The organism is Nonomuraea sp. NPDC050556, from assembly GCF_044457355.1.
Classification (GTDB): domain Bacteria; phylum Actinomycetota; class Actinomycetes; order Streptosporangiales; family Streptosporangiaceae; genus Nonomuraea.
Genome location: NZ_JBITGU010000004.1, coordinates 1,002,521 through 1,024,042 on the forward strand (window position 1 = coordinate 1,002,521; position 21,522 = coordinate 1,024,042).

General features: G+C 69.6%; 25 protein-coding genes. 14 read left to right on the top strand and 11 right to left on the bottom strand.

Annotated features, from left to right (window positions below; translation table 11 throughout):
- Window positions 1-102: 102 nt before the first annotated feature.
- Window positions 103-1,113: a macro domain-containing protein gene (locus tag ACIBG8_RS41640; protein WP_397348739.1), complete on the top strand. Its 1,011-nt coding sequence runs from the start codon at window positions 103-105 to the stop codon at window positions 1,111-1,113.
- A 20-nt stretch (window positions 1,114-1,133) separates the two neighbouring features.
- On the opposite strand, the gene ACIBG8_RS41645 is transcribed toward ACIBG8_RS41640, so the two are convergent.
- Window positions 1,134-1,922 (bottom strand): endonuclease domain-containing protein, encoded by a 789-nt coding sequence (locus ACIBG8_RS41645; protein WP_397348740.1) that lies wholly within the window; start codon window positions 1,920-1,922, stop codon window positions 1,134-1,136.
- Window positions 1,923-2,020: 98 nt separating this feature from the next.
- Complete coding sequence (locus ACIBG8_RS41650) at window positions 2,021-3,049, bottom strand: GDP-mannose 4,6-dehydratase (RefSeq protein ID WP_397348741.1); 1,029 nt, start codon at window positions 3,047-3,049, stop codon at window positions 2,021-2,023.
- A gap of 195 nt (window positions 3,050-3,244) precedes the next feature.
- On the opposite strand from ACIBG8_RS41650, the gene ACIBG8_RS41655 reads away from it, so the two are divergent.
- Genes ACIBG8_RS41655 through ACIBG8_RS41665 form a run of 3 tightly spaced genes read left to right on the top strand, consistent with a single transcriptional unit; the run spans window position 3,245 to window position 6,188 of the window.
- Window positions 3,245-4,489 carry a glycosyltransferase family 4 protein gene (locus tag ACIBG8_RS41655; RefSeq protein ID WP_397348742.1) on the top strand — a complete coding sequence of 415 codons (1,245 nt, stop codon included), beginning with the start codon at window positions 3,245-3,247 and terminating at the stop codon, window positions 4,487-4,489.
- Complete coding sequence (locus ACIBG8_RS41660) at window positions 4,483-5,196, top strand: class I SAM-dependent methyltransferase (RefSeq protein WP_397348743.1); 714 nt, start codon at window positions 4,483-4,485, stop codon at window positions 5,194-5,196. Before ACIBG8_RS41655 ends, ACIBG8_RS41660 begins: the two co-directional genes overlap by 7 nt.
- On the top strand, window positions 5,193-6,188 hold the full coding sequence (locus ACIBG8_RS41665; RefSeq protein WP_397348744.1) for a prenyltransferase: 996 nt from the start codon (window positions 5,193-5,195) through the stop codon (window positions 6,186-6,188). The genes ACIBG8_RS41660 and ACIBG8_RS41665 overlap by 4 nt, the downstream gene beginning before the upstream one ends.
- Here the strand turns inward: ACIBG8_RS41665 and ACIBG8_RS41670 are convergent.
- Complete coding sequence (locus ACIBG8_RS41670) at window positions 6,162-7,274, bottom strand: ATP-binding protein (protein WP_397348745.1); 1,113 nt, start codon at window positions 7,272-7,274, stop codon at window positions 6,162-6,164. The two genes, ACIBG8_RS41665 and ACIBG8_RS41670, sit on opposite strands and share 27 nt — an antisense overlap.
- Window positions 7,271-7,927 carry a response regulator transcription factor gene (locus tag ACIBG8_RS41675; protein ID WP_397348746.1) on the bottom strand — a complete coding sequence of 219 codons (657 nt, stop codon included), beginning with the start codon at window positions 7,925-7,927 and terminating at the stop codon, window positions 7,271-7,273. The genes ACIBG8_RS41670 and ACIBG8_RS41675 overlap by 4 nt, the downstream gene beginning before the upstream one ends.
- Window positions 7,928-8,016: 89 nt before the next feature.
- On the opposite strand from ACIBG8_RS41675, the gene ACIBG8_RS41680 reads away from it, so the two are divergent.
- From ACIBG8_RS41680 to ACIBG8_RS41695, 4 genes are read left to right on the top strand one after another with little or no spacing between them, the layout of a single operon-like run.
- Window positions 8,017-8,868, top strand: coding sequence for a hypothetical protein (locus ACIBG8_RS41680; RefSeq protein WP_397348747.1), 852 nt, complete (start codon window positions 8,017-8,019; stop codon window positions 8,866-8,868).
- Window positions 8,865-10,541: a peptidoglycan-binding protein gene (locus ACIBG8_RS41685; protein ID WP_397348748.1), complete on the top strand. Its 1,677-nt coding sequence runs from the start codon at window positions 8,865-8,867 to the stop codon at window positions 10,539-10,541. Before ACIBG8_RS41680 ends, ACIBG8_RS41685 begins: the two co-directional genes overlap by 4 nt.
- Window positions 10,534-11,208, top strand: coding sequence for an ABC transporter ATP-binding protein (locus tag ACIBG8_RS41690; protein ID WP_397348749.1), 675 nt, complete (start codon window positions 10,534-10,536; stop codon window positions 11,206-11,208). Before ACIBG8_RS41685 ends, ACIBG8_RS41690 begins: the two co-directional genes overlap by 8 nt.
- The gene (locus ACIBG8_RS41695) at window positions 11,195-12,373 is read left to right on the top strand and encodes an ABC transporter permease (RefSeq protein ID WP_397348750.1); all 1,179 of its coding nucleotides are present in this window, start codon (window positions 11,195-11,197) and stop codon (window positions 12,371-12,373) included. The genes ACIBG8_RS41690 and ACIBG8_RS41695 overlap by 14 nt, the downstream gene beginning before the upstream one ends.
- Here the strand turns inward: ACIBG8_RS41695 and ACIBG8_RS41700 are convergent.
- Complete coding sequence (locus ACIBG8_RS41700) at window positions 12,370-12,543, bottom strand: hypothetical protein (RefSeq protein ID WP_397348751.1); 174 nt, start codon at window positions 12,541-12,543, stop codon at window positions 12,370-12,372. The two genes, ACIBG8_RS41695 and ACIBG8_RS41700, sit on opposite strands and share 4 nt — an antisense overlap.
- A 265-nt stretch (window positions 12,544-12,808) precedes the next feature.
- Here ACIBG8_RS41700 and ACIBG8_RS41705 point away from each other — a divergent pair, with 265 nt between their 5' ends.
- The gene (locus ACIBG8_RS41705) at window positions 12,809-13,714 is read left to right on the top strand and encodes a DUF1702 family protein (RefSeq protein ID WP_397348752.1); all 906 of its coding nucleotides are present in this window, start codon (window positions 12,809-12,811) and stop codon (window positions 13,712-13,714) included.
- Here the strand turns inward: ACIBG8_RS41705 and ACIBG8_RS41710 are convergent.
- The gene (locus tag ACIBG8_RS41710) at window positions 13,711-14,334 is read right to left on the bottom strand and encodes a class I SAM-dependent methyltransferase (RefSeq protein ID WP_397348753.1); all 624 of its coding nucleotides are present in this window, start codon (window positions 14,332-14,334) and stop codon (window positions 13,711-13,713) included. The genes ACIBG8_RS41705 and ACIBG8_RS41710 overlap by 4 nt on opposite strands.
- Window positions 14,335-14,411: 77 nt before the next feature.
- Here ACIBG8_RS41710 and ACIBG8_RS41715 point away from each other — a divergent pair, with 77 nt between their 5' ends.
- From ACIBG8_RS41715 to ACIBG8_RS41730, 4 genes are read left to right on the top strand one after another with little or no spacing between them, the layout of a single operon-like run.
- A complete protein-coding gene (locus ACIBG8_RS41715; protein ID WP_397348754.1) occupies window positions 14,412-14,882 on the top strand; it encodes a pyridoxamine 5'-phosphate oxidase family protein in 471 nt (156 codons plus the stop codon).
- Complete coding sequence (locus ACIBG8_RS41720) at window positions 14,879-15,070, top strand: ferredoxin (protein WP_397348755.1); 192 nt, start codon at window positions 14,879-14,881, stop codon at window positions 15,068-15,070. The genes ACIBG8_RS41715 and ACIBG8_RS41720 overlap by 4 nt, the downstream gene beginning before the upstream one ends.
- 5 nt (window positions 15,071-15,075) lie before the next feature.
- A complete protein-coding gene (locus ACIBG8_RS41725) occupies window positions 15,076-16,161 on the top strand; it encodes an alcohol dehydrogenase catalytic domain-containing protein (protein ID WP_397348756.1) in 1,086 nt (361 codons plus the stop codon).
- A 10-nt stretch (window positions 16,162-16,171) separates the two neighbouring features.
- Entirely contained in the window at window positions 16,172-17,152 is a 981-nt protein-coding gene (locus ACIBG8_RS41730) for a phosphotransferase enzyme family protein (protein WP_397348757.1), read from the top strand.
- Window positions 17,153-17,191: 39 nt separating this feature from the next.
- On the opposite strand, the gene ACIBG8_RS41735 is transcribed toward ACIBG8_RS41730, so the two are convergent.
- The 4 genes from ACIBG8_RS41735 to ACIBG8_RS41750 all read right to left on the bottom strand — a co-directional run bounded on the left by ACIBG8_RS41735 (window position 17,192) and on the right by ACIBG8_RS41750 (window position 20,116).
- A complete protein-coding gene (locus tag ACIBG8_RS41735; RefSeq protein ID WP_397348758.1) occupies window positions 17,192-17,794 on the bottom strand; it encodes a hypothetical protein in 603 nt (200 codons plus the stop codon).
- Window positions 17,795-17,804: 10 nt separating this feature from the next.
- Window positions 17,805-18,809 (bottom strand): fascin domain-containing protein, encoded by a 1,005-nt coding sequence (locus ACIBG8_RS41740; protein ID WP_397348759.1) that lies wholly within the window; start codon window positions 18,807-18,809, stop codon window positions 17,805-17,807.
- A 245-nt stretch (window positions 18,810-19,054) separates the two neighbouring features.
- Window positions 19,055-19,681: a 1,4-alpha-glucan branching protein gene (locus tag ACIBG8_RS41745; RefSeq protein ID WP_397348760.1), complete on the bottom strand. Its 627-nt coding sequence runs from the start codon at window positions 19,679-19,681 to the stop codon at window positions 19,055-19,057.
- A gap of 9 nt (window positions 19,682-19,690) precedes the next feature.
- A complete protein-coding gene (locus tag ACIBG8_RS41750; RefSeq protein WP_397348761.1) occupies window positions 19,691-20,116 on the bottom strand; it encodes a GNAT family N-acetyltransferase in 426 nt (141 codons plus the stop codon).
- A gap of 54 nt (window positions 20,117-20,170) precedes the next feature.
- On the opposite strand from ACIBG8_RS41750, the gene ACIBG8_RS41755 reads away from it, so the two are divergent.
- Entirely contained in the window at window positions 20,171-20,740 is a 570-nt protein-coding gene (locus ACIBG8_RS41755) for an NAD(P)-dependent oxidoreductase (RefSeq protein ID WP_397348762.1), read from the top strand.
- Here the strand turns inward: ACIBG8_RS41755 and ACIBG8_RS41760 are convergent.
- On the bottom strand, window positions 20,737-21,423 hold the full coding sequence (locus ACIBG8_RS41760; RefSeq protein ID WP_397348763.1) for an SDR family NAD(P)-dependent oxidoreductase: 687 nt from the start codon (window positions 21,421-21,423) through the stop codon (window positions 20,737-20,739). The genes ACIBG8_RS41755 and ACIBG8_RS41760 overlap by 4 nt on opposite strands.
- Between the last annotated feature and the right edge of the window lie 99 nt (window positions 21,424-21,522).

Genomic DNA, 21,522 nt, shown 5'->3' on the forward strand with positions numbered 1-21,522 from the left:
CATCCAGTCGACCAGCGCCCCCGGGCGCGCTCCGGGCGAGATCCGGGCGAACCCCGGGTCAATGCCGGCGATCTCCTGAGAGGATGACTTCGGGAGGTTTCCATGGAGGTCCCGCGCCACGACCTCGACCCGTTGGTTGCCGAGTTACGGACGCTTCGGGAAAAGGGTCTGCTCCGGATCCGCCACCACCCGTTTCCCGCGTTGACAAGGGCGGGCGAAGCGCTCGGCATGGCCGTCGACCAGCTGCTCGAACACGTCGTGAGCAGGCTCGACGGCCAGCTCGCCGACGCGACCGCCTACACGCTCGGCACAGCCGCCGGCACGCGGGACTGGGCCGCCCAAGACCGCAGGCGACGAGCGGCCTCGCTGTACGGCGTCACGCCGGAACGGTTCCGCAAGCAGCAGGAGATCCTCATCCTGGAGAACGTCGCGCAGGAGATCCTGAACCTGCTCGCCACGGCCCGCCCGGTCGACATGGAGGTCGGCGCCAGCCTCCCCTTGCGGGTGGGCAACTCGCGGGTCACTGTGCACCATCGCGCGGCGGAGAGCCTCTGCGACATCGACGTGATCACTTCGTCCGAGAACATCTACTTGGAGATGTCCAAGTCGTACAAGTCGTCCTTGTCGGCTTGCCTCCGCAAAGCCGCAGCCGTCCGAGACGACGCCGGCGCGGTGATCGACGACGTCCTGCCCAGGGAGCTGCGCGAGTGGATGCGCTCCCACAAGCGGGAGGGCGGCACCGTCGCGGCAGGCACTGTCGTGCCGACGTCCTCGGGAGAACTGCGGCACCAGGGCATCCGGCAGATCTACCACGCGGCCGTCGTAGCACCTGGCGAGGGCGGCAACAGCTACGACGTCGAGCCGAGCGCGATCATGCGGGCGGTGCGGAACGTGTTCACCCTGGCCAGGCAGAACGGCGCGCGTTCCGTCTGCCTCCCGCTGTTCGGCGCGGGACGCGGCGGGCTGGACCCGGTGGTGGCGTTCTCGCATCTGTGGCCCCAGCTCGCCCGCGAGCTGGGAGGGCCTTGCGCGATCCACCTGGTGGCGCGCAGCGACCGCGGCCTCGCAGCCATCCTCAGCGGTCTCCGCCGCGCGAACGACACGTCCGCCTGAGCCTGCCCGCCACCTGCGGGTCAGCGGGGTCGTCTTCGGGCAGCGCGGATGCGGGAGAGGATCTTGACGGTCTGGGCCGGCGCGGGTTGCCAGCCGCGTTCGATGAGCGCGTTCGCGACGGCCTCGACCAGGTCGCCGGTACGAGCGGGAATGACGTCCCTGCGTACGGGGATGACACGCCAGCCCTGGCCCCGAAGCTCGGCTCGCCGGATCTTGTCCCTCCTGCGGTCGGCGGACGACGTGTGGTGCTCGTGACCGTCGTATTCGACCGCCACCCGGTAGGGCTCCCAGCCGAGGTCAAGGTAGGCGACCCTGTCGCCGCCAAGGCCGACTCTGATCTGGGTGGTGGGTTTGGGGAGCCCGCCGTCGACCAGGACGACGCGGAGCCAGCTCTCCCGGGGTGAGGCAGCACCGCGGTCGGTGAGGCTGAGGATCTCACGCACGCGCCAGAACGGGTGGACCGCAAGGTCGTCCAGTTCGACACCGCGGCGGAGGAACTGGTCGAGCAGCGTGACGGCCTCGACCTTGGGCAGGCAGCGAGCGCAGTCGAGGGCTGTGCGCAGGGGTGTGGTGAGCCGTACGCCCCGGTGATGGGTGATGTCGACCGGGGTGAGGTGTTCGACGAAGGTGGCGCAGCCGGGGATCTCAAGAGGCGCGGGGACGATGAGCTCCACCGGCCAGTCGTCTTCCGACGAGCTGAAGGGCAGGGCACTGAGGCCCCAGACGTGGGCGGCCGTCCGGCGGCAGGCGACCGCCGCCGGTGCGACGGTGGTGTAGAGGCGGGCTCGGGTGAGGAGGGGCGGTTCCACGCGTCATGGATGCGAGGGAAGCACTGCACGTCCGCGGACCGAGCGGCGTTCTGTGGACAGGGAGCCCCTGTCCACAGGGCACGCCGGGCGGCTGTCGGTTAGGGCCAGGAGGAGTCCTGGTCGGGGTCGCCGCCGGTGGACAGGAGGTTGATGTCGGATTCGACCATCATGGCGATCAACTCCTCGAAGGACACCACCGGTTCCCACCCCAGTTGCACCCTCGCCTTCTTCGGGTCTGCGCACAACAAGTCAACCTCGGCCGGCCGGTGCAGGGTCTGGTCGCACACCACATACTGCTCCCAGTCCAACCCCGCCGCCGTGAAGGCCGCCTCCACCAGTTCACGTACGGACTGGGTGCGGCCGGTGCCGATCACGTAGTCCTCGGGCGTCGAAGCCGTGAGCATCAGGTGCATCGCGCGGACGTAGTCTCCGGCATACCCCCAGTCCCGCCGTGCCTCCATGTTGCCCAGTCGCAGTTCCGTCGCCAGGCCCAGCTTGATCCTGGCCACCCCCAGCGTCACCTTGCGGGTCACGAACTCGGCCCCGCGCCGAGGCGACTCGTGGTTGAACAGGATCCCGGACACGGCGTACATGCCGTACGACTCCCGGTAGTTCTGGGTGAGGAAATGCCCATAAGCCTTGGCCACGCCGTACGGCGAGCGAGGGTGGAAAGACGTGCGCTCGTTCTGCGGCGTCTCGCTCACCTGCCCGAACATCTCAGACGACGAAGCCTGATAAAAGCGGATTTGGTCGGCGCCGGACACCGTTCGCGACGAGGAAATGCCGGAACACACCCGGATCGCCTCAAGCATGCGCAGCACGCCCATCCCGGTGACCTCGGCGGTGAGCTCGGCCTGTTCCCACGACATCGGCACGAAGGAGATCGCGCCGAGGTTGTAGACCTCGTCCGGCTGCACCCGCTCGACGGCGGAGATCAGCGACCCCTGATCCAGCAGGTCCCCGCGCACCACCTGGACTTCGGTCAGGAGCTTGCGCATCCGCGACACGCGCGGATTGGCCTGCCCTCGGGCGAGCCCCCAAACCTCGTACCCCTCGGCGAGCAGATGCTCAGCCAGATAGGAGCCGTCCTGACCGGTAATGCCAGTGATCAGAGCGCGCCTGGCCAACGGGGCCTCCAACTTTCCAGGAGTAGAACGTGTTCCACCGAACGACGTTCGGTCATGCTAACGTCGCAGATCGCACGGTGTGAGCCTGCCGGTAGGCACAATTCCACATGACCTACCGAATGGTAGCCTTTTCCGACTAAGGTCATCTTCACGGTACACGCCCGTCTCAGGGTGCCTACCGGGGCGGAGAAAGGGGTGTCCGTGGACGACTCGCTACGGATCGCACTGCTGTCCTACCGCAGCAAGCCGACCTGTGGCGGGCAGGGCGTCTACCTCCGTCATCTGAGCCGCGAACTCGTCGCGCTCGGACATCACGTGGAGGTCTTCTCCGGCCAGCCGTACCCGGAACTCGACGAGGGCGTGGTCCTCAACAAGGTCCCCAGCCTCGACCTGTATCGCGACGAGGACCCGTTCCGCACGCCGAAGCTGCACGAGTACCGCGACTGGATCGACTGGCTCGAGGTCGGCACGATGTGGACCGCGGGCTTCCCCGAGCCGCTGACGTTCACGCTCAGGGCGTACCGCGAGATCAAGAAGCGCCAGAGGGACTTCGACGTCGTCCAGGACAACCAGACCCTCGGGTACGGCCTGCTGGGCATCCAGAAGTTGCTCCCCGTCGTCGGCACGATCCACCACCCGATCAGCGTCGACCGCCGCATCGAGCTCGAAGCCGCCAAGGGCTGGAAGAAGCTCACGATGCGCCGCTGGTACGGCTTCGTGAAGATGCAGGCCAAGGTCGCGCCGAAGCTCAGCCCGATCCTGACGGTCAGCGAGTCGTCGCTGGCGGACATCCACCGCGACTTCAACGTCCCGCAGGCCAACATGCGCCTGATCCCCCTCGGCGTAGACACCCGATATTTCCACCCCCGCCCCGAAAAAGCGCGGAAAAAGGGCAGCATCGTCGCCGTCGCCAGCGCTGACTCCCCGATGAAGGGCGTCGCCACGCTCCTCAGAGCGGTCGCCAAGCTGGCCACCGAGCGCGACGTCACGCTGACAGTGGTGAGCAAGCCCACCCCCGGCGGCCCCACCGAGCAGCTCGTCCAGGAGCTCAGCCTCCAGGACCGGGTGAAGTTCGTCCACGGCATCTCCGACGACGAGCTCGGCGAGCTCATCGCCACCTCCGAGATCTCGGTGGTGCCCAGCCTTTACGAGGGTTTCTCGCTGCCCGCCGTGGAGCACATGGCCTGCGCGACCCCGCTGGTCGCCTCCAGGACGGGCGCGCTGCCCGAGGTGGTCGGCGACGCGGCCGTCCAGGTCAAGCCGGGCGACGCCGAAGAGCTGGCCGCCGTCCTCAGACGGCTGCACGACTCCCCCGAGGAGCGCGAGCGGGTGGGCAAGGCCGGATACGACCGGGTCATGGAGCGCTACACCTGGCACGTCGTCGCGAAAAAGACCGTCGAGGCCTATCGAGAGGCCATTGAGGAGTACGGCAAGTGCTGACCGTGGACTTCGCCCGGCTGCCCGTCGGGCCCGGAGTGCGGGTGCTCGACCTCGGCTGCGGCGGTGGCCGCCACGCCTTCGAGGTGTTGCGCAGAGGCGCCGACGTGGTCGCCTTCGACATGGACCAGACGGAGCTCGACAACGTCGCGGCGATGTTCGTGGCCATGGACAAGGGCGGCGAGGTGCCGATCGGCGCCACCGGCGAGACCGTCCAGGGCACGGCGCTGGAGATGCCGTTCGAGGACGGCAGCTTCGACCGGGTGATCGCGGCCGAGGTCATGGAGCACATCCCGGACGACATGGCGGCGATGCGGGAGATCTTCCGCGTGCTCAAGCCGGGCGGCACGGCGGCGATCACGGTGCCCGCGTTCCTGCCCGAGCGGATCTGCTGGGCGCTGGACGAGGACTACCACACGGCCCCCGGCGGACATGTCCGGATCTACACTCTGGCCGAGCTCAGCGCCAAGCTGAAGTCCACCGGCTTCGAGATCGGCCCGCACCACCACGCGCACGGACTGCACGCGCCGTACTGGTGGATCAAGTGCGCGGTCGGCGTCAACAACGACGACCACCCGCTGGCCAAGGCGTACCACGAGCTGCTCGTGTGGGACATCATGAAGCGCCCGGCCGCCACCAGGATCGCGGAAGCCGTACTCAACCCGCTGATCGGCAAGAGCGTGGTGTTGTACGTCAGGAAGCCTGCGTGATTTCGGAGGACGAGGTCCTCCAGACCGCCAAGAGCATCGCGGCGATCCAGGGGGCCGATGGTGGCGTGCCCTGGCCGGAAGGGCACGTCGACGCCTGGAACCACGTCGAGTGCCTGATGGCCATGGCGGTGGCAGGCCTCACCGACGAGGTCAAAAGGGGCTACGAGTGGCTCCAGACCCATCAGCGCGCCGACGGATCCTGGGCAGCCAAGATCCTCAACGGCGAAGCCACAGAAGCCAACGGCGAGTCCAACCATGCCGCCTATGTGGCCGTAGGCGTCTGGCACGACTTCCTCATCACCGGCGAGGTCGCCGACGCCCGCTGGGACATGGTCAAAAGGGCCCTCGACTACGTCGTCGGCCTGCAGACCGAGCGCGGCGAGATCGTCTGGGAGCGCGACAAGGACGGCAAAGCCTCCGGGTACGCCCTCCTGACCGGCTGCTCCTCCATCCACCAGGGCCTGCGCTGCGGCGTGCTCCTGGCGGAACGGCTCGACGACCCCCAGCCCCACTGGGAGCTGGCCGCCGACAAGCTCGGCCACGTGCTGAGGACCACCCCCGAGGCGTTCGCCGACAAGAGCCGCTTCTCGATGGACTGGTACTACCCGGTGCTCGGCGGCGCCGTCAGAGGCCGCCAGGCCGTGGAGCTGATCGACCGCGAGTGGAACACGTTCGTGGTGCGTGACCTGGGCATCCGCTGCGTCTCCGACCAGCCGTGGGTGACCGGCGCCGAGACGTGCGAGCTCGTCCTGGCCCTCGACGCGATCGGCGACACCGGCCGCGCCAAGGCCCTCTTCAACGACATGCAGCACCTCAGGCACGAGGACGGCTCGTACTGGACCGGCTGGCAGTTCGCCAACCACAAGCACTTCCCGCACGAACGCTCGGGCTACACCGCCGCAGCCGTCATCCTCGCCGCCGACGCGCTCCTGGAGATCACCCCCGCAGCGGGCATCTTCCGCGACCTAGGTAAAGCGCACCAGCACGCGTAGCCCGCCGCCGGGGTTGGCCGTCGCGGTCACCGAGCCGAAGTGCGCACGCACGATGGAGGCCACGATCGACAACCCCAGCCCGGTGCCCTCCCCCGGCTGGTGCCTGCGCGCGGCGAGCCGCCTGAACGGCTCGAAGAGCAGGGGTACGGACGCGTCCGGGACGACAGGCCCCGTGTTGACCACTTCCAGCACGCCGTCCGCCACCCGGACGTCGACCCGCCCGTCCGGCCTGTTGTAGGTGACGGCGTTGGCGACCAGGTTGTTCACCAGGTGGCGCAGCAGGATCGGGTCCCCCGACACCACCGCAGGCTCCAGATCCGTAAATATCGGGGTTTCTGTGATGACGCCGGCGACCACGTCGGCCACCACGGCGTCGAGCTTCACCTCCTCCCACGCGTCGAGCCCCTGAGCGCTCCCCGCCAGGAGCAGCAGCCCCTCGATGAGCCGCTCGTTCCCGTCAACCACCGTCAGCAGCTCGTCCCGCACCCGCGCCACCTTGACGTGGTCGGTGGGGTCGGCCAGCCCGATCTCCAGCGCCGCCCGGTGCACGGTCAGCGGCGTGCGCAGCTCGTGCGCCGCGCTGGCGACGAACCGGCGCTGCGCCGCCATCACCGACTCCAGCCGGTCGAGCATCTGGTCGAAGGTGTCGGCGAGCAACTTGAGCTCGTCGGGCGGCGACTGGAGCGCGATCCGCTCGTGCAGGTTCTCCGCCGACAACCGGCGGGCCGTGGCGGTGATCGCGTGCACCGGCCGCAGCGCCTTGCCCGCCATCCACCAGGCCAGCGACACGGTGATCGCCGCGAAGAGCGCGAGGGCGAGGGCGCTCAGGCCGACCAGCTGGACCGCCGGGTTCTCCCAGAACCCGATCTCCTTCACCTCTCCTTTGAAGCCCTCGGGAAAGCTGCCGTCGCGCACGTAGAGCTCGGGTGGCGGCGCCTCCTCGGTCTGGATGGCGATCTTGGCGCCGAAGATCGGGGTCAGCGTGCCCAGCAGCACGAGGCAGAGCGCGATCAGGCAGAGGCTCGACACCACGAGCATCCCGCCGTACAACGCGGTCAGCCTGGCTCTGACGGTCAGCCTGCTCATGGGATGCGGTACCCGGCGCCGGACACGGTCTCGATCGCGGGCGGGTCGCCCAGCTTGCCGCGTAACTTGCTCATCGTGACGCGCACGATGTTGCTGTGATAGCCGACCTCTTCCTCCCACACCGCGTCGATGAGGTCGTCGACGCTGACCACCGCGCCGTCCGCGCGCATCAGCGTCTCCAGCACCGCGAACTCCTTGCGCGCCAGGTGCAGGTAGCGGCCGTCCCTGGCGGCCTGCCGCCGGGAGACGTCCAGCGTGATCCCGGCCCGCTCGATGACCGGCGGCAGCGGTAGTACGGCCCTGCGCCCCAGGTTGAGCACCCGGGCCACGAGCTCGTCGTAGTGGAACGGCTTGGGCAGGTAGTCGTCGGCGCCCAGGTGCAGCCCGGAGACCCGGTCGCGGATGTCGCCCGAGGCGGTGAGCATCAGCACGCGGGTGATCAGCCTCCGGCGTACGACCTCCTTGCACACCTCGTCACCGTGCAGCCCGGGTAGGTCCCTGTCGAGGACGACCACGTCGTACGCGCCGCCCTCGAGCCGGTCGAGCGCGTCCTGCCCGTCGTGGACCACGTCGACGGCGAGGGCCTGCTTGCGCAGCCCGTCGGCCACGAGTTCGGCCAGGAACTGCTGATCCTCGACCACGAGTACGCGCATAGGGCGAAGCGTAGGCGAAAGAAGCTTTCGGAAATGTAAGCAAATCAGGTGAGAGAAGCGAAACATCGGTCGGTGGAATTCTCCCTGCCATGCCGAGGATTCTGATTGCTTTCGCAGCCATAGCGGTGCTCTCCGGCTGCGCCTCCACTCCCCAGAATGCGCAGACCACGCAGTCGCCCGCCGCCCAGCAGCCCGAGCGCAGCGAGAAGATGCGCCAGCTCGAAGCCGTCAAGGCCGCGTGCATGAAGGACAAGGGCTTCGACTACCACCCGATGATCATGAATATGAAGCAGGCCACGGCCGCCGACGTCAAGCGCATCTCCGGCGACTACGCGGCGATGAAGGAGTCGCGCGCAAAGGAGGGCTACGGCGTCTTCTACATCTTCGTCCACCCCGACGCGCGGAACATCCAGAAGGTGGATCCCGGCGGCAAGGACGCCAGGCCCATGGACAAGACCCAGGCCCAGGCCATGGAGAAGGCGGAGCACGAGTGCGAGCGCAAGGCGGTCAAGCAGGTGCTCAACCGTGACCTGGGCAACGCGCGCAACGCGTTCGACATGGCCCAGAAGCTCGTCGAGGCGGCCAGGAAGCGGGAGCTGGACGGCGACCCCGAGCTGGCCTCGCTCGCGGCGACGTTCGGCCAGTGCATGAAGGCCAAGGGCTACAAGGTCACGCAGCTCAACCCGACCTCGGTCGAGGGCCGCGGGCGCACGCTGTTCGCGTCCCAGATCCCCGGGGTCAAGGAGGTCGAGAACGGCGGGCAGAGCATCATGATCGGCGGCGAGGCCCCCGAGCTGACGCCCGCCCAGGCGCAGCCGTACCTCGACAGGGAGATCAAGGACGCGCTCGACGACCTGGAGTGCGGCAAGGACTTCTACGCCAAGTACCTGCCCAAGAAGGAGAAGATCGACGACCGCGTCCAGAAGGAGATCGGCCTGTGAGACGGCCGCGCCTGCGGCTGGCGATCGCGGCGGTGGGCGTCGTCGCCATCGCGGGGGCCGGATGGGCGGTGGGACGCGGGTTACGTTCTCCGGCCGAGGAGGCCCTGTCGCGCCAGCCGCCCAAAGCCTCCCTGATCACCGCGAACGTCACGCGCCAGAAGCTGGTCAGCCAGGTCACCACGAACGGCGTCCTCGCGTACGGCTCGCCCCAGCCGGTGTCCCTCGCCGGAGCGGTCGGGACGTCAGGGGGTACGGCGGGCGGCGGCGGGGAGACCCAGCGCGTCACCCGCGCCCCGCGCAAGGGGAGGATCACCGCGGGCAAGGTGCTGATGGAGGTGAACGGCAGGCCGGTGTTCGCGCTGCGCGGCAAGGTGCCGATGCACCGCACGCTGGCCCCCGGCACGACGGGCGCCGACGTCAAGCAGCTGCAGAAGGACCTGCACGCACCGGTCACCGGCGTCTTCGACCAGGCGACGGCGGCAGCCGTACGGACCTGGTATGCCAGGAAGGGCTACAAGCCGCAGGAGCCCAGCCTGTCCGACAGCCAGACCAGGGACCAGCTGACCAAGGCCGTGCAGGACGCCAAGCAGGCGCTCGCCACCGACCTCCAGTCGCTGGACACGGCCAAGGACCTGCGGCTCCTGAGGACCAAGCTGGCCGACGCCAGGAGCGGGCAGACCCAGGCGCAGAAGGCCGTCTCGGAGACCGAGGCGCTCGAAGCCCTGCCCGAGGACCTGCAGAAGCTCTCCGACCTGCGCAAGAACGTACGGCAGGCGGAGGAGGAGCTGCTGGCGGCCCAACAGGCGCTGAAAGCGGCCCAGCCGACGGCCACCCCCACCCCCACGGCCACCCCGGACAACAGCCTGCTCGAGCTCAAGGTGTCCAACGCCAGGACGAACCTCCAGGCGGCCCGCGACAGCCTGGCGGCCGCCCAGGAGCAGGCGGCCAGGAACCTGGACGCGAAGCTCACCGAGTTGCGCAAGGCCGTCTCGCTGGCCCACCAGGAGGTCCTGGCCGCCGAGCAGGCGCTCAAGCAGGCCAAGGCGACCTCCCCGCTGAAGATCAAGATCGCCGGTGACCGGACGAACCTGGCCACGGCCAGGGCGACGCTGGCCACCTACCTCAGCTCGCACGGTGTCACCGTCCCCCCGGGCGAGGTGCTGTTCTTCCCCACCCTCCCGGCCCGCCTGGACAAGGTGTACGCCAAGACCGGCCTGGTCGTCGGCGAGAAGGTCGGCACCGTGACCGCCTCCACCTACGCGATCACCGCGACGGTCGCAAGGGAGGAGGCGGAGCTGCTCAAGGTCGGCATGGAGGCGTTGTTCGAGGACCCGGCGGGCAAGAAGTACCCGGCCACGGTCACCAAGCTCGGCGCCGTCAGCGACACCACCTCGGTCTGGATCACCCCGAACTCCGACCAGGGCCTGAAGGGCCTGCTCGGCAGCGCCCTGACCACCAGGATCTCGGTGGGCAGCACGTCGGGCGAGGTGCTGACCGTGCCCGTCGCGGCGCTCGTCACCTCGGCGGACGGCTCGCCGTACGTGAAGGTGGAAACCCAGCCGGACCAGGTGCGCAAGGTCGAGGTGAAGACCGGGCTGACCGCGGGCGGCTTCGTCCAGGTGATCTCGTCCGAGCTCGAGGTGGGCGACAAGGTCGTGGTGGGCAATGGCTGAGGTGATCAGGCTGACCGGGGTCAGCAGGTCGTTTCCCACCGACCCGCCCGTCTTCGCGCTCTCGGACGTCTCGCTGCGCGTTCAGCAGGGCGACTACTTGGCCATTGTCGGGCCGTCAGGTTCCGGCAAGTCGACCCTGCTGAACACGCTCGGCCTGCTCGACAAGCCGACGAAGGGCACCTACGCGCTCGACGGCATCGAGACGACGACGCTTTCCGATCGGGCGCGCACGCGGCTGCGCGGGGGCCGGATCGGTTTTGTCTTCCAGTCCTTCCACCTGCTCCAGCACCGCAGCGTCGTGGAGAACGTGATGCTGGCCGAGATCTACGGAGCCCACCCGCGCAGGGGAAGGCGCGAACGGGCGCTGGCGGCGCTGGAGCAGGTGGGAATGGGACACCGCGTGGAGTTCCTGCCAGGACGGCTGTCCGGCGGCGAGCGGCAGCGTACGGCTATCGCCCGCGCGCTGCTCGGTGGTCCCTCGCTGCTGCTGTGCGACGAGCCGACCGGCAACCTCGACACCGGCAACACCGCCGCCGTGCTCGACCTGTTCGACGGGCTGCGGGAGCAGGGGCTGACGATCCTGGTCATCACGCACGACGACGAGGTCAGCTCGCGGGCCAAGCGCAGGCTGAGGATCGTGGACGGGTTGCTGCATGAAGATTCGTGACCTCTGGGACGAAGCCCTCGCCGGAACCATGGCCAGGCCCGTACGCTCCGCGCTGACCACGCTCGGCACGGTCCTCGGCATCGGGACGCTCGTGATCACGCTGGGCATCGCAGCCACGGCCGGCAACCAGATCGTCGGCAGGTTCGACGAGCTGACCGCGACCAGCGTCTCGGTCGACGTGCCGCTCGACAACGCCGACCCGCTGGTCGGCTGGGACGCGCTCCCCCGGGTCACCAGGCTGCGCGGCGTCACCTCGGCGGTCGCGCTGGCCCAGGGCAGCCTCAGCTCCAACCTCCAGGTGCGCTCCAACGCGCTCAACGACCCCACCCAGGTCTCCGCGCAGACCCTGACCGTCGTCGTCGCCTCGCCAGAGGTCCCCGAGGTGACCCGCGGCACGCTGCTGAAGGGCCGCTTCTTCGACGCCGGGCACGTACGGCGGCGCGACCGGGTCGTCGTGCTCGGCGAGGAGGCGGCCAGGATGCTCGGCGTCTCCCGCCTGGAGGACGCCCCCGCCGTCTACATCGCGGGCCGCTTCTACACCGTCATCGGCATCCTCGGCGCGCTGCACCGCGAGCCGACGCTGTCCACGGCGGTGATCGCGCCCTCCTCGCTGGCCCGCGAGTTCGGGCTGCGCGACCCCACCCGGGTACTGATCAACACCTCGCTCGGGGCCGCCGACCTGATCGCCAAGCAGGCGCCTCAGGCGCTCAGCCCCGGCAGGGGCGACCAGCTCACGGTCGCCTCCCCGCCGTCGCCCAAGCGGGCGAGCCAGGGCGCGCAGAGCGACGTCAACAGCCTGTTCCTCATCCTCGGGCTGGTCTCGCTGGTGGTCGGCGCCGTCGGGATCGCCAACGTCACGCTCGTCACGGTGATGGAACGCATCCCCGAGATCGGGCTGCGCCGGTCGCTGGGCGCGGCCAGGCGGCACATCGCGGCCCAGTTCCTGCTGGAGTCGTCGATGATCGGCCTGGCCGGCGGCGTGGTCGGCGCGTCGATCGGGACGCTCGGGGTCGTGGGCGTGTCGGCGGTCAAGCAGTGGACTCCCGTGCTCGACGTACGGCTGGCCCTGGCCGCGCCCGTCGTCGGCGCGCTCGTCGGGCTGCTCGCCGGGCTCTACCCGGCGCTGCGCGCGGCCAGGATGGAGCCGGTCGACGCGCTCCGCTAGCCGTGGGCCATCCGCCGCAGCACCTCCACGTCGCGCTCCAGGCCGTGCCGGCGCGTCACGGCCTGGAGCGCCTGGAGGATCTCCTCCGGCGGCTTGCCCGCGTGCTCGTGGAGGGTCTGGCGCAGCTCGGCGTCGTAGGCGGCGATCTGCGGCGCGAGGCGCGCCGCCACGTCCTTTTCCAGCGGGGATCCCAGATGAGTGGCATGCGAGCCATTGTGATCAAGCTCAACCGGCGTCGCCTCGCGATGCAAGCCCTTTTGCCCTTTCTTTGATCATCAAGACGGAGTGCCACCACCGAAAGCCGTAATGCCGTCACTAGTTTCGTGAGTGGCCGTACAAGGCGTCTTCGGGGGAACAGTGGGCGACACGGGCACAACATCGCTCTTGGACCGGGTAACTATCGAACCGACACCAACCGGCCTGCGGCGATTTCTGGTGCAGGGCCACAAAGAGGCAGATCTCGGCAGGCGCCGATTCCGCCTCAGGCAGGGTCCTTCACGAGAAGTCCTGGAGAATGCCGAGAAGACTTACGTTCTCGGCTTCAACGCCGCTGTTTCTCGAGAAATCGAGAAAATTGCTGAGATCGCGGTAGAGCAGCGCGGATTCGCCTACGAAGGGGCGGCCACCGCGAGCACGATCCTCGATCTGGCCACCATGACCCGGGGCCGGCGCCTTCACGAGCTACTAGCCGGCCCCGCCATGGCCTACCAGCACTCCGTCCACCTCGGCGTCGGCCGCGCCTACGCCCGGCTGCACCTGCGTCCCACCTGGGGCATCAGGCGCACCCACCCGCTGATGCGCTGGCTGGCCGTCGACGGGTTCGGCTTCCAGCGCGCGCTCACCCACGCCGACCAGCTCGTCGGCGAGCGGTCGATGCCCAACCTGCTCACCCGCACCCAGTGCGCGATCTTCGATCAGGGGCTGGGCAGGCTGCTGTGGTTCCACGACTGCGCCTCGCCGGAGGAGGTCGCCGCCAGGATCGCCGAGTTCCCGACCGGGCGCCGCGCCGACCTGTGGGCGGGCGTCGGCTTCGCCGCCACCTACGTGGGCGGCGCCGACCTGGAGGAGCTGGCCAGGCTCACCACCCTGGCCTCGGCCGAGGGCTTCAGGTCCCACCTGGCGCAGGGCTGCGCGTTCGCCGCCGCCGCGCGGCTGCAGGCGGGCACGCTGCCCGACCACACGGCTCAGGCCGTACCCCTGCTTGCCGGGGCGGAGCCGCAGGAGGCCGCGGCGTGGGCGGACACGGCGCTGATCGCGCTCGGCCACGACCCGCACACCCACGAGGACTTCCAGGCCTGGCGCGCGCACACCCGCCGGGCGTGGTCGCGGCGCAACCGCTAGAGGCGCTCCAGGACGCGCAGCGAGCCCTCGGAGGAGACCTCGCGGAACTCGCCTGACTCCAGGGCCCTGCAGTAGACGCGGTAGGGGGCCTGGCCGCCGTCGGCCGGGTCGGGGTAGATGTCGTGGAAGACGAGCGCGCCGCCCTGGACGACGTGCGGCGCCCAGCCCTCGTAGTCGCGGGTGACCGGGTCCTCCGAGTGGCCGCCGTCGATGAAGAGCAGCCCGAGCGGCGTGTTCCACAGCGCGGCCACCTGCTCGGACCTCCCGACGATCGCGATCACGTGGTCCTCGAGCCCGGCGGCTGCGATCGTGTTGCGGAACGTGGGCAGCGAGTCCATCTTGCCGAAGCGCGGGTCGACCAGCGTCGGGTCGTGGTGGGCCCAGCCGGGCTGGATCTCCTCCGAGCCGCGGTGGTGGTCGACCGTGATCACCACGGAGCCGGTCTGCCTGGCGGCCGCGCCGAGGTAGATCGCGGACTTGCCGCAGTAGGTGCCGATCTCGCAGATGGGGCCGCGCGAGCCGTACCGACAGGCGGCCTCGAACAGGGCCAGGCCTTCCTTGGAAGGCATGAAGCCCTTGGCGCGCTCGGCCGCTGACAGCAGGTCGGGTGGCATGCTCATCCGAGCACTCTAGAGCAACCGAACAACATTCCGGCGGAGGTCTTGCCCGCCAATCTGGAACCTGTTCTACTTGCACCGTGAACCAGCGCGCCCGCATCGCGATGTCCGACGAGCAAGTCACCGCAATGATCGAGGAGTCGCGCAAGCTGCAGCTCGCGACCATCAACCCCGACGGCACGCCGCACCTGGTGACCATGTTCTACGGCCTCTCCGAGGGCCGGATCGCGTTCTGGACCTACGGCAAAGCCCAGAAGACGCGCAACATCGCGCGCGACCCCAGGGTGACGTGCCTCATCGAGGCCGGGGACGACTACAACGAGCTGCGCGGAGTCCTCCTGTACGGCGTGGCCAAGCCCGCCGAGAACATCCTGGAGATCGGGATGGACGTCGCCCGCCGCATGACACAGTCCTCTATCCCGCCCCACCGAACCCCAGGGGTGCCGGACGAGCTGTTGCGTGAATACGTTGAGCACACCGGTAGGAAACGGGTCGCCTTCGTCGTCGAGCGCACGAAGGTCGTCTCGTGGGATCACAGGAGGCTCACATGAAGGTCAAGGTCGACGATCTGGTCTGCGAGGCCAATGCCGTGTGCATGGGGCTCGCGCCCGAGGTCTTCGAGGTAGATGACGACGACCAGCTGCACATCCTGCTGCCTGAGCCGCCGCCGGAGATGCTGGACCGCGTACGCCACGCGGTGCGGTCCTGTCCGAAAGCCGCCCTCTCACTAGAGGAGTAACCCCCATGCGCGCCGCACTCCTTCACGCCGTAGGCGATGACAAGCTCGACATCCGCGACGACGTCACGCTGACCCCCCTCGGCCCGACCGACGTGCGGGTCAAGATCCGGGCGACCGGCGTCTGCCACTCCGACCTGTCGGCGATCAGCGGGGTGCTGCCGCAGCCCGTGCCGCTGGTTCCCGGCCACGAGGGCGCGGGCGAGGTCGTCGAGGTGGGCGACCACGTGACCACCGTCAAGCCCGGTGACCACGTGATCGTCAACTGGCGTCCCGGCTGCCAGGAGTGCGCGCACTGCGTGGGCGGCCAGCCGTACCTGTGCATGAAGTTCATGATCGAGTCGTTCACGACCGGCCACTTCCGTTTCGGCGGCGACACCACCGCCTTCGGGATGGCCGGATGTGGCACGTGGGCCGAGGAGATCGTCATCCCGTGGCAGGGGGCGATCAAGGTCGACGACGACGTGCCGTTCGAGGCTGCGGCGCTGATCGGCTGCGGCATCACCACGGGCGTCGGCGCGGTCATCAACACCGCGCGGGTCAAGCCGGGCTCGACGGTCGTGGTGGTCGGCTGCGGCGGCGTCGGGCTGTCGGTGATCCAGGGGGCGCGGATCTCCGGGGCGCGCACGATCCTGGCGGTGGACCCGCTGGAGTCGAAGCACGCCCTGGCCAAGAAGGTCGGCGCGACCCACGCGGTGACCCCGGACGGCCTGATGGACGCCATCGGCACGCTGACCGGGGGCGCGGGGTTCGACTACGGCTTCGAGGTGGTGGGCAAGTCGGCGACCATCCAGACGACGTGGCAGGCGACGCGGCAGGGCGGCGACGTGATCGTGGTGGGCGCCGGGGCCATGGACGACATGGTGTCCATTTCCGCCTTCAGCCTGCTGTTCGAGGGGAAGAACCTTCTGTCCAGCCTGTACGGCGAGGCGGACGTGCGCCACGACTTCCCCTACTTCGCGAACCTCTACAAGTCCGGGCAGCTGGACCTGGAGTCGATGATCAGCGCCCGGATCAAGCTGGCGGACCTGAACGACGCGGTGGCGGCACTGCGCGGCGGCGAGGTCCTCCGCCAGATCGTCCTCATGGACTAGCAGTGGGCTCGTGGATGACGCGGCGGGAGGTCTGCGCGGGTCCAGGGCCGTGGTCTCGGCGGAGCTGGCGGAGTTCCTCCGGGCGACCTGGGGCGTCTGGCCTGTAGGTGGTGACCTGGGTGGTTCGGTCAATCTGAACCTACTGGTCAGTGACGGCCGGTCACGGCGGGTGGCGCGGGTTTACCGGCCGTTCGTGACCGGCGGCCGGATCGGCGCGCTTCAGGCGGTCCGTAACCACCTTGCCCGTCGGGGCGTCCCCTGCGTCCCTGTCGTTCCCTCGCTCCTCGGGAACCCGTGGGAGGTCTTCCAGGGCCGGGTCGTGGAGGTCGAGCCCTACGTCGCGGCGCTGGACAGGATGAACACCCTCGCCAGGGTGCGGACCGGGCTGGTGGTGCTGGGGCGTATCCACACCTTGCTGCAGGCCTTCTCGGTGGAACCATCCGCTGCCGATCCCCGTTTCGCCAACTACGTCGCCGCCGACGGGCTGGTCGATGCCGTCGGCATCGGGACGCGGCGCATCCGGGCCTGGGGGCCGACACCCGCAGAAGCCCGGCTGGCCGGCCTCGCGGACAGACTCGCCGAGACCCTCTCCGGGCACGAGCGGGAACCGTTCCCCCGCCAGCTCGTCCACGGCGACTTCTGGGACAACAACGTCGGGTTCCGCGGCGAGCAGGTCACCCTGGTCACCGACTTCGACTTCCTCGGGGAACGCCCGCGCGTTGACGACCTGGCGCTCACCCTCTACTTCACCAGCCTCGACATCACCCGTGACCCAGCCCATCTCAGCGCACTCGTCAGCGCCTACGAGACCGGGCTCGACACCAAGCTGTCCCCACGAGAGCGAGCCGCCATCCCGTACGCGATGGCCAGGCAGCCGCTGTGGTCCATCGCCGTCTGGGTGGCCCTCCTCGACGACGAGGACCTGGCCAGGCGCCACCTCGCCGCGACCGCCGCCGAACTCGACTGGGCGCTCCACCTGCTCCAGGAATAGCGGTACGGCCGGCTCTCCGCCGGCCGTACCGATCGCCCGTCAGGGAGTGGGCGGTTCGCCGTCGCCGGTGCGCCGCGGCGTGGCAGCCGAGCGGGCGTGGGCCTGGCGGGTGAGCTCACCGAACAGCTGCGCCGGCGGCACGATCTGGCCCTCCTTGCCGATCGGCGAGGGCGCCAGCGGCACCAGCAGGTCCGTGGCCGGTGAGTGCAGCCACAGGGCCATCAGGTACAGCGCGGGGATCCGCAGCAGCCGCAGCTCGAAGTTGGCCTTCTCCAGTTGCGGCAGCGCCCTGGCGGACCGTACGGCGGTGGCGGTGGCGGCCACGAAGCGGCCCTCGGTGAACTGCGCCGGTTCCGGGGTGCCGTCCGGCCCCTCGGCGGTCTCGGCGCTGGCGATCACCTCGCCGCCGCCGGTGATCAGGTAGCGCCACCCGACCGGCCGCGCCGCGTCCAGCCCTGCGCCGGACTCGATGTCGTCGAGCCCGATCGTGAAGACCTGGTGCGGGGTGGAGACGTCGAGGTCCCCCTCCTGGGCCAGGCTCAGCGACGGGGTGGTGAACCGCGACTGACCGGCCAGCGAGCGGAGCTTCTCCCGTACCGTCTCGGGGATGCCGGACGGCGGGGCAGGCGTGTGCAGGGGCATCGCTGTCTCCTTACCGCTGGGTCCGATAGGTGTGGGTCCAGGTTCCCGCACCCCTGTAGTTGTTGCGGAACGTGTCGTAGGGCACGTCCGAGTCGCCGTCCCACGGGTCGGCGACGCTGACGTAGTCGACGCCGTTGAGGTCCCGGTAGCGTCCGCGGACGACCACGGCGTGACCGCCGCCGCCCGCCCATCCGATGCGTACCCCGATGGGGCTGGTGGCGAGCAGTTCCGCGCGGATCTGGTCGAGGGTGAGCGCGGCGCCGACGACGTCGCGGAGGTGCCCGACCCTGGTCAGCGCGGTGTTCACGAACCACGGCTGGTTGCAGGAGTTGGCGTCCGAGGCGGCGGGGCCGCAGCAGGTGTTGAGCCCGCGCTCGGCGTTGACCAGCGAGCACTGGGTCCACGCGGTGGCCGCGTTGAAGAACGCGGCGACGCTGACCGAGGTGGCCGACCAGCACCACTGGGTCTGCTGCTGGTGCTGCATCGCGAAGTTCAGCCGCTGGTCGCCGAGCGCGAGGAAGAACTTCTCGTACGCCCCTGGCCCGGTGTACTGGCAGTTGACGCTTCCGCTGCCTGGACCGGTGTAGGAGGTGGTGGCCGAGGCGTCCACCCGCAGGAACACCTTGGGGAAGGCGGCCGACTCCAGCGCGACGGAGCCGTCGGCCTGGTCGCGCACCTGGAACTTCTCCCATGGCCCCGGGCTGCCGTACTGGCAGTTGACCTTCCCGCCGCCCGAGCCGGAGAAGGCGGTGACGCCCGAGGCGTCCATGCGGAGGTAGACCTTGGGGAACGCCACCGACTCCAGCGCGACGGAGCCGTCGCCCTGGCGGTGCACCCGGTAGCTCTCCCACGGGCTCGGTGGTCCGTACTGGCAGTTGACCGTCCCACCGCCGTTGTCGGTGGTGGTGGTCACGGCTGAGCCGTCCATACGCAGGTGCGCGTTGGGGAAAGCCGCGGATTGGATCGTGATCGGCGTGTCACCGAGTGCCGCCAGATCGGCCGCCTTCAACGCCATGATCGCCTCCCTGAGATGAGGGGAATGTGCCGCTGAGGCGGAGGAGCCCGGGTCTTCGCGGCGCGGCTTCCCCAGCATGCGCCGACACCGGCAAGGGGTCACCAAGCGCCCGCTGGCCACATGTGGACGACCGTGATCGACATCCGTGATCGACAGGGACTCCTCGCTGATGGCAGGCGGCGCACGCCGTCCAAAATTCTTGGACAGCGGCAAAAACGGGCCTTGACGAGCGGCTGCGCCTGCGCTTACGCGCGCACGACGGCGAACGGACCGCTGACGCGGGCGCCGTCCTGCAGACTCCAGACACCGGTGACGTGGCCGGTCGCTTCCGCCGGGAGGGAAGCCGCCTCGCGCAGGATCCGGTGCACCCGGATGGTCGCGCCATGCGGTCCGGCCAGCTCCGTCCCGTCCTGGTCGTCGGCGACCGTGGTGAAGCCGGTGAGTCCGTTGCCGGTGTAGGCGCGGGTGACCTCGCGGTCGGGGGTGTCGCTGGTGCTCTGCGCCTGGGCCTCGACCCGGCCCTCGATCAGCGCGAGCAACTGGGCCACCAGCACCGGGTCGTGGCAGCCGTCGTAGGCCCAGCGCCGCCCGAGCACGCCGTGCTCCATCGTGCCGACCAGGGCGTGCTCCGCCCCGTCGAGCGGGGCGCCGCGGTAGGTGAGCGGCACCAGGTAGGCGGTCGGGTCGCCGGAGACGTCGGTGACCACCATGAACTCGATCCCGACCTCGCCCTGCGGGTCGTCCAGCCGGAACCCGCCGGCCTTGGCCAGCTCGGGCTCGCCTGCGCCGAGGTACCAGGGCCGGGTGGGGAGCCAGGCGGTGAGCAGCTCCAGCTTGGTGGGCGTGACGACGGTGTGGTGGATGACGGCCATGACGAGAACCTACAGTTCCTTCCTCATGTGGAGGGCGTGGCGGTTGCCGATGGACTCCTCGTGGAGGCGCCGGTAGCCCAGCGACTCGTACAGGGCGATGTTCCGCGCCATCTTCACGTTCGTGTAGAGCCGTACGGCAGGCAGTCCCAGGCGTTCGGCCTCCGCCTCGGCGTACGCCATGAGGGTGCGCCCCATGCCCCGCCCGTGCAGCTCCGGCCGGACCGCCACGTTGTCGACGAGCAGCACGCCGTCCTCGGGGACGAGCACGATGAGGCCGCCGAGGTCGTCCAGGTGCACGTGCCCTGCGGCGATGAGCGCCGGGTAGTCGGCCTCCATCGGCAGCGGGCGCATCCCGATGACGTCGATCCACGGCGTGTAGGCCGCCTGGACGATCTCCTGCACGACCTCAAGGTCCTCGGGTGTCGCGAGACGCATGCCGAGAGCCTAGCGGCCATTGACTTGCCATAGTGCAATCTGCAATATAGAGAAATGCGTATCCTCATTATCGGCGCCACCGGGCGCACCGGCAGGCATGTGGTCGCCCAGGGCATCGAGCGTGGTCACGAGATCACCGCCTACTCCAGGAAGCAGACCGTCGTCGACGGCCACGAGACGGTCACCGACCTCGCCTCGGCGGTCGAGGGGCAGGACGCGGTGATCTGCGCGATCGGGGCGAGCGACCTGGCCAGGCGGCTCATCCCGGCCATGCGGGACGCCGGGGTCGGCAGGCTGGTGATGACCAGCAGCCGCTCGGTCCCCGCCACCCGGCCGCGGCTTCCCGTCGCGCTGGCGTGGCTGGTGTTCCGCTCGGCGTACGTGGACCTGGCCAGGGCCGAGGGGATGCTGGAGATGAGCGGGCTCGACTGGACGGTGGCCAGGGGCACGATGCTGACCGACAAGCCGGGCGTGGGGCGGGTCCACATCGACTTCGCGGCCAACGCCACAGGCGGCAAGACGACCCTCCCCAGGGCCGACTACGCGATGGCGTTGCTCGACGCGGCGGAGAACCCGGAGCTCATCGGCAGAGCCCTGGGCGTGTGCGGCGCCCAGCGCGACTAAACGTAGGTCGAGCGGCCGCCGTCGACCAGGATGCGCTGGCCGGTGATGAAGCCCGCGCCGTCGGAGGCGAGGAAGCTGACGGCGTGCGCGACGTCGTCTGGATCGCCGAAACGCCCTGCGGGCACGGTGGCCAGGTAGGCGGTGCGGTCGGCCTCGGGGACGTCCGCGTGCCGTTCCACAGGGATGAATCCCGGCGCGACCGTGTTGACGGTGATCCCGTGCGGTGCCAGCTCGTGCGCCCACGCGCGGGCCAGCCCGATCTGGGCGTTCTTGGCCGTCGCATAGGCGGACCTGCCGACCGGCGGCCGGTCGGCGACCTCGGAGTCGATGTGCACGATCCGCCCGAACCCGCGCTCGATCATCCCGGGAATCACCGCCTTCCCGAGCAGCAACGGGCTGCGCACGAAGAAGTCGAGCTGGTCCAGATGGTCCTGCCATCCGGCTTCGAGGATCGGCGCCTCGGGCTGCGGCCCGGTGGCGTTCAGCACCAGCACGTCGATGCGCCCGATCCGGGCCACCAGGTCGGCGACCTCGTCCGCCGAGGTGACGTCCGCGTAGTAGACATCGTCGGCCGAGCCGTCCAGGCCGTTGCGCGCCACCCGCATGCCGTCGGCCGCCAGCCTGTGCGCGATCGCACTGCCCAGCCCCCGCGTGCTTCCCGTCACCAGCGCGACTCGCTCCATAGCCCCCTTCTACCTGTTTGATGGCCGGGACCGCCAGGGGCGGGGACCAGCGAGCGGCCCCGGCCTGGCGCGGGCAGGCACTCCTGCCCGCACCCCCCT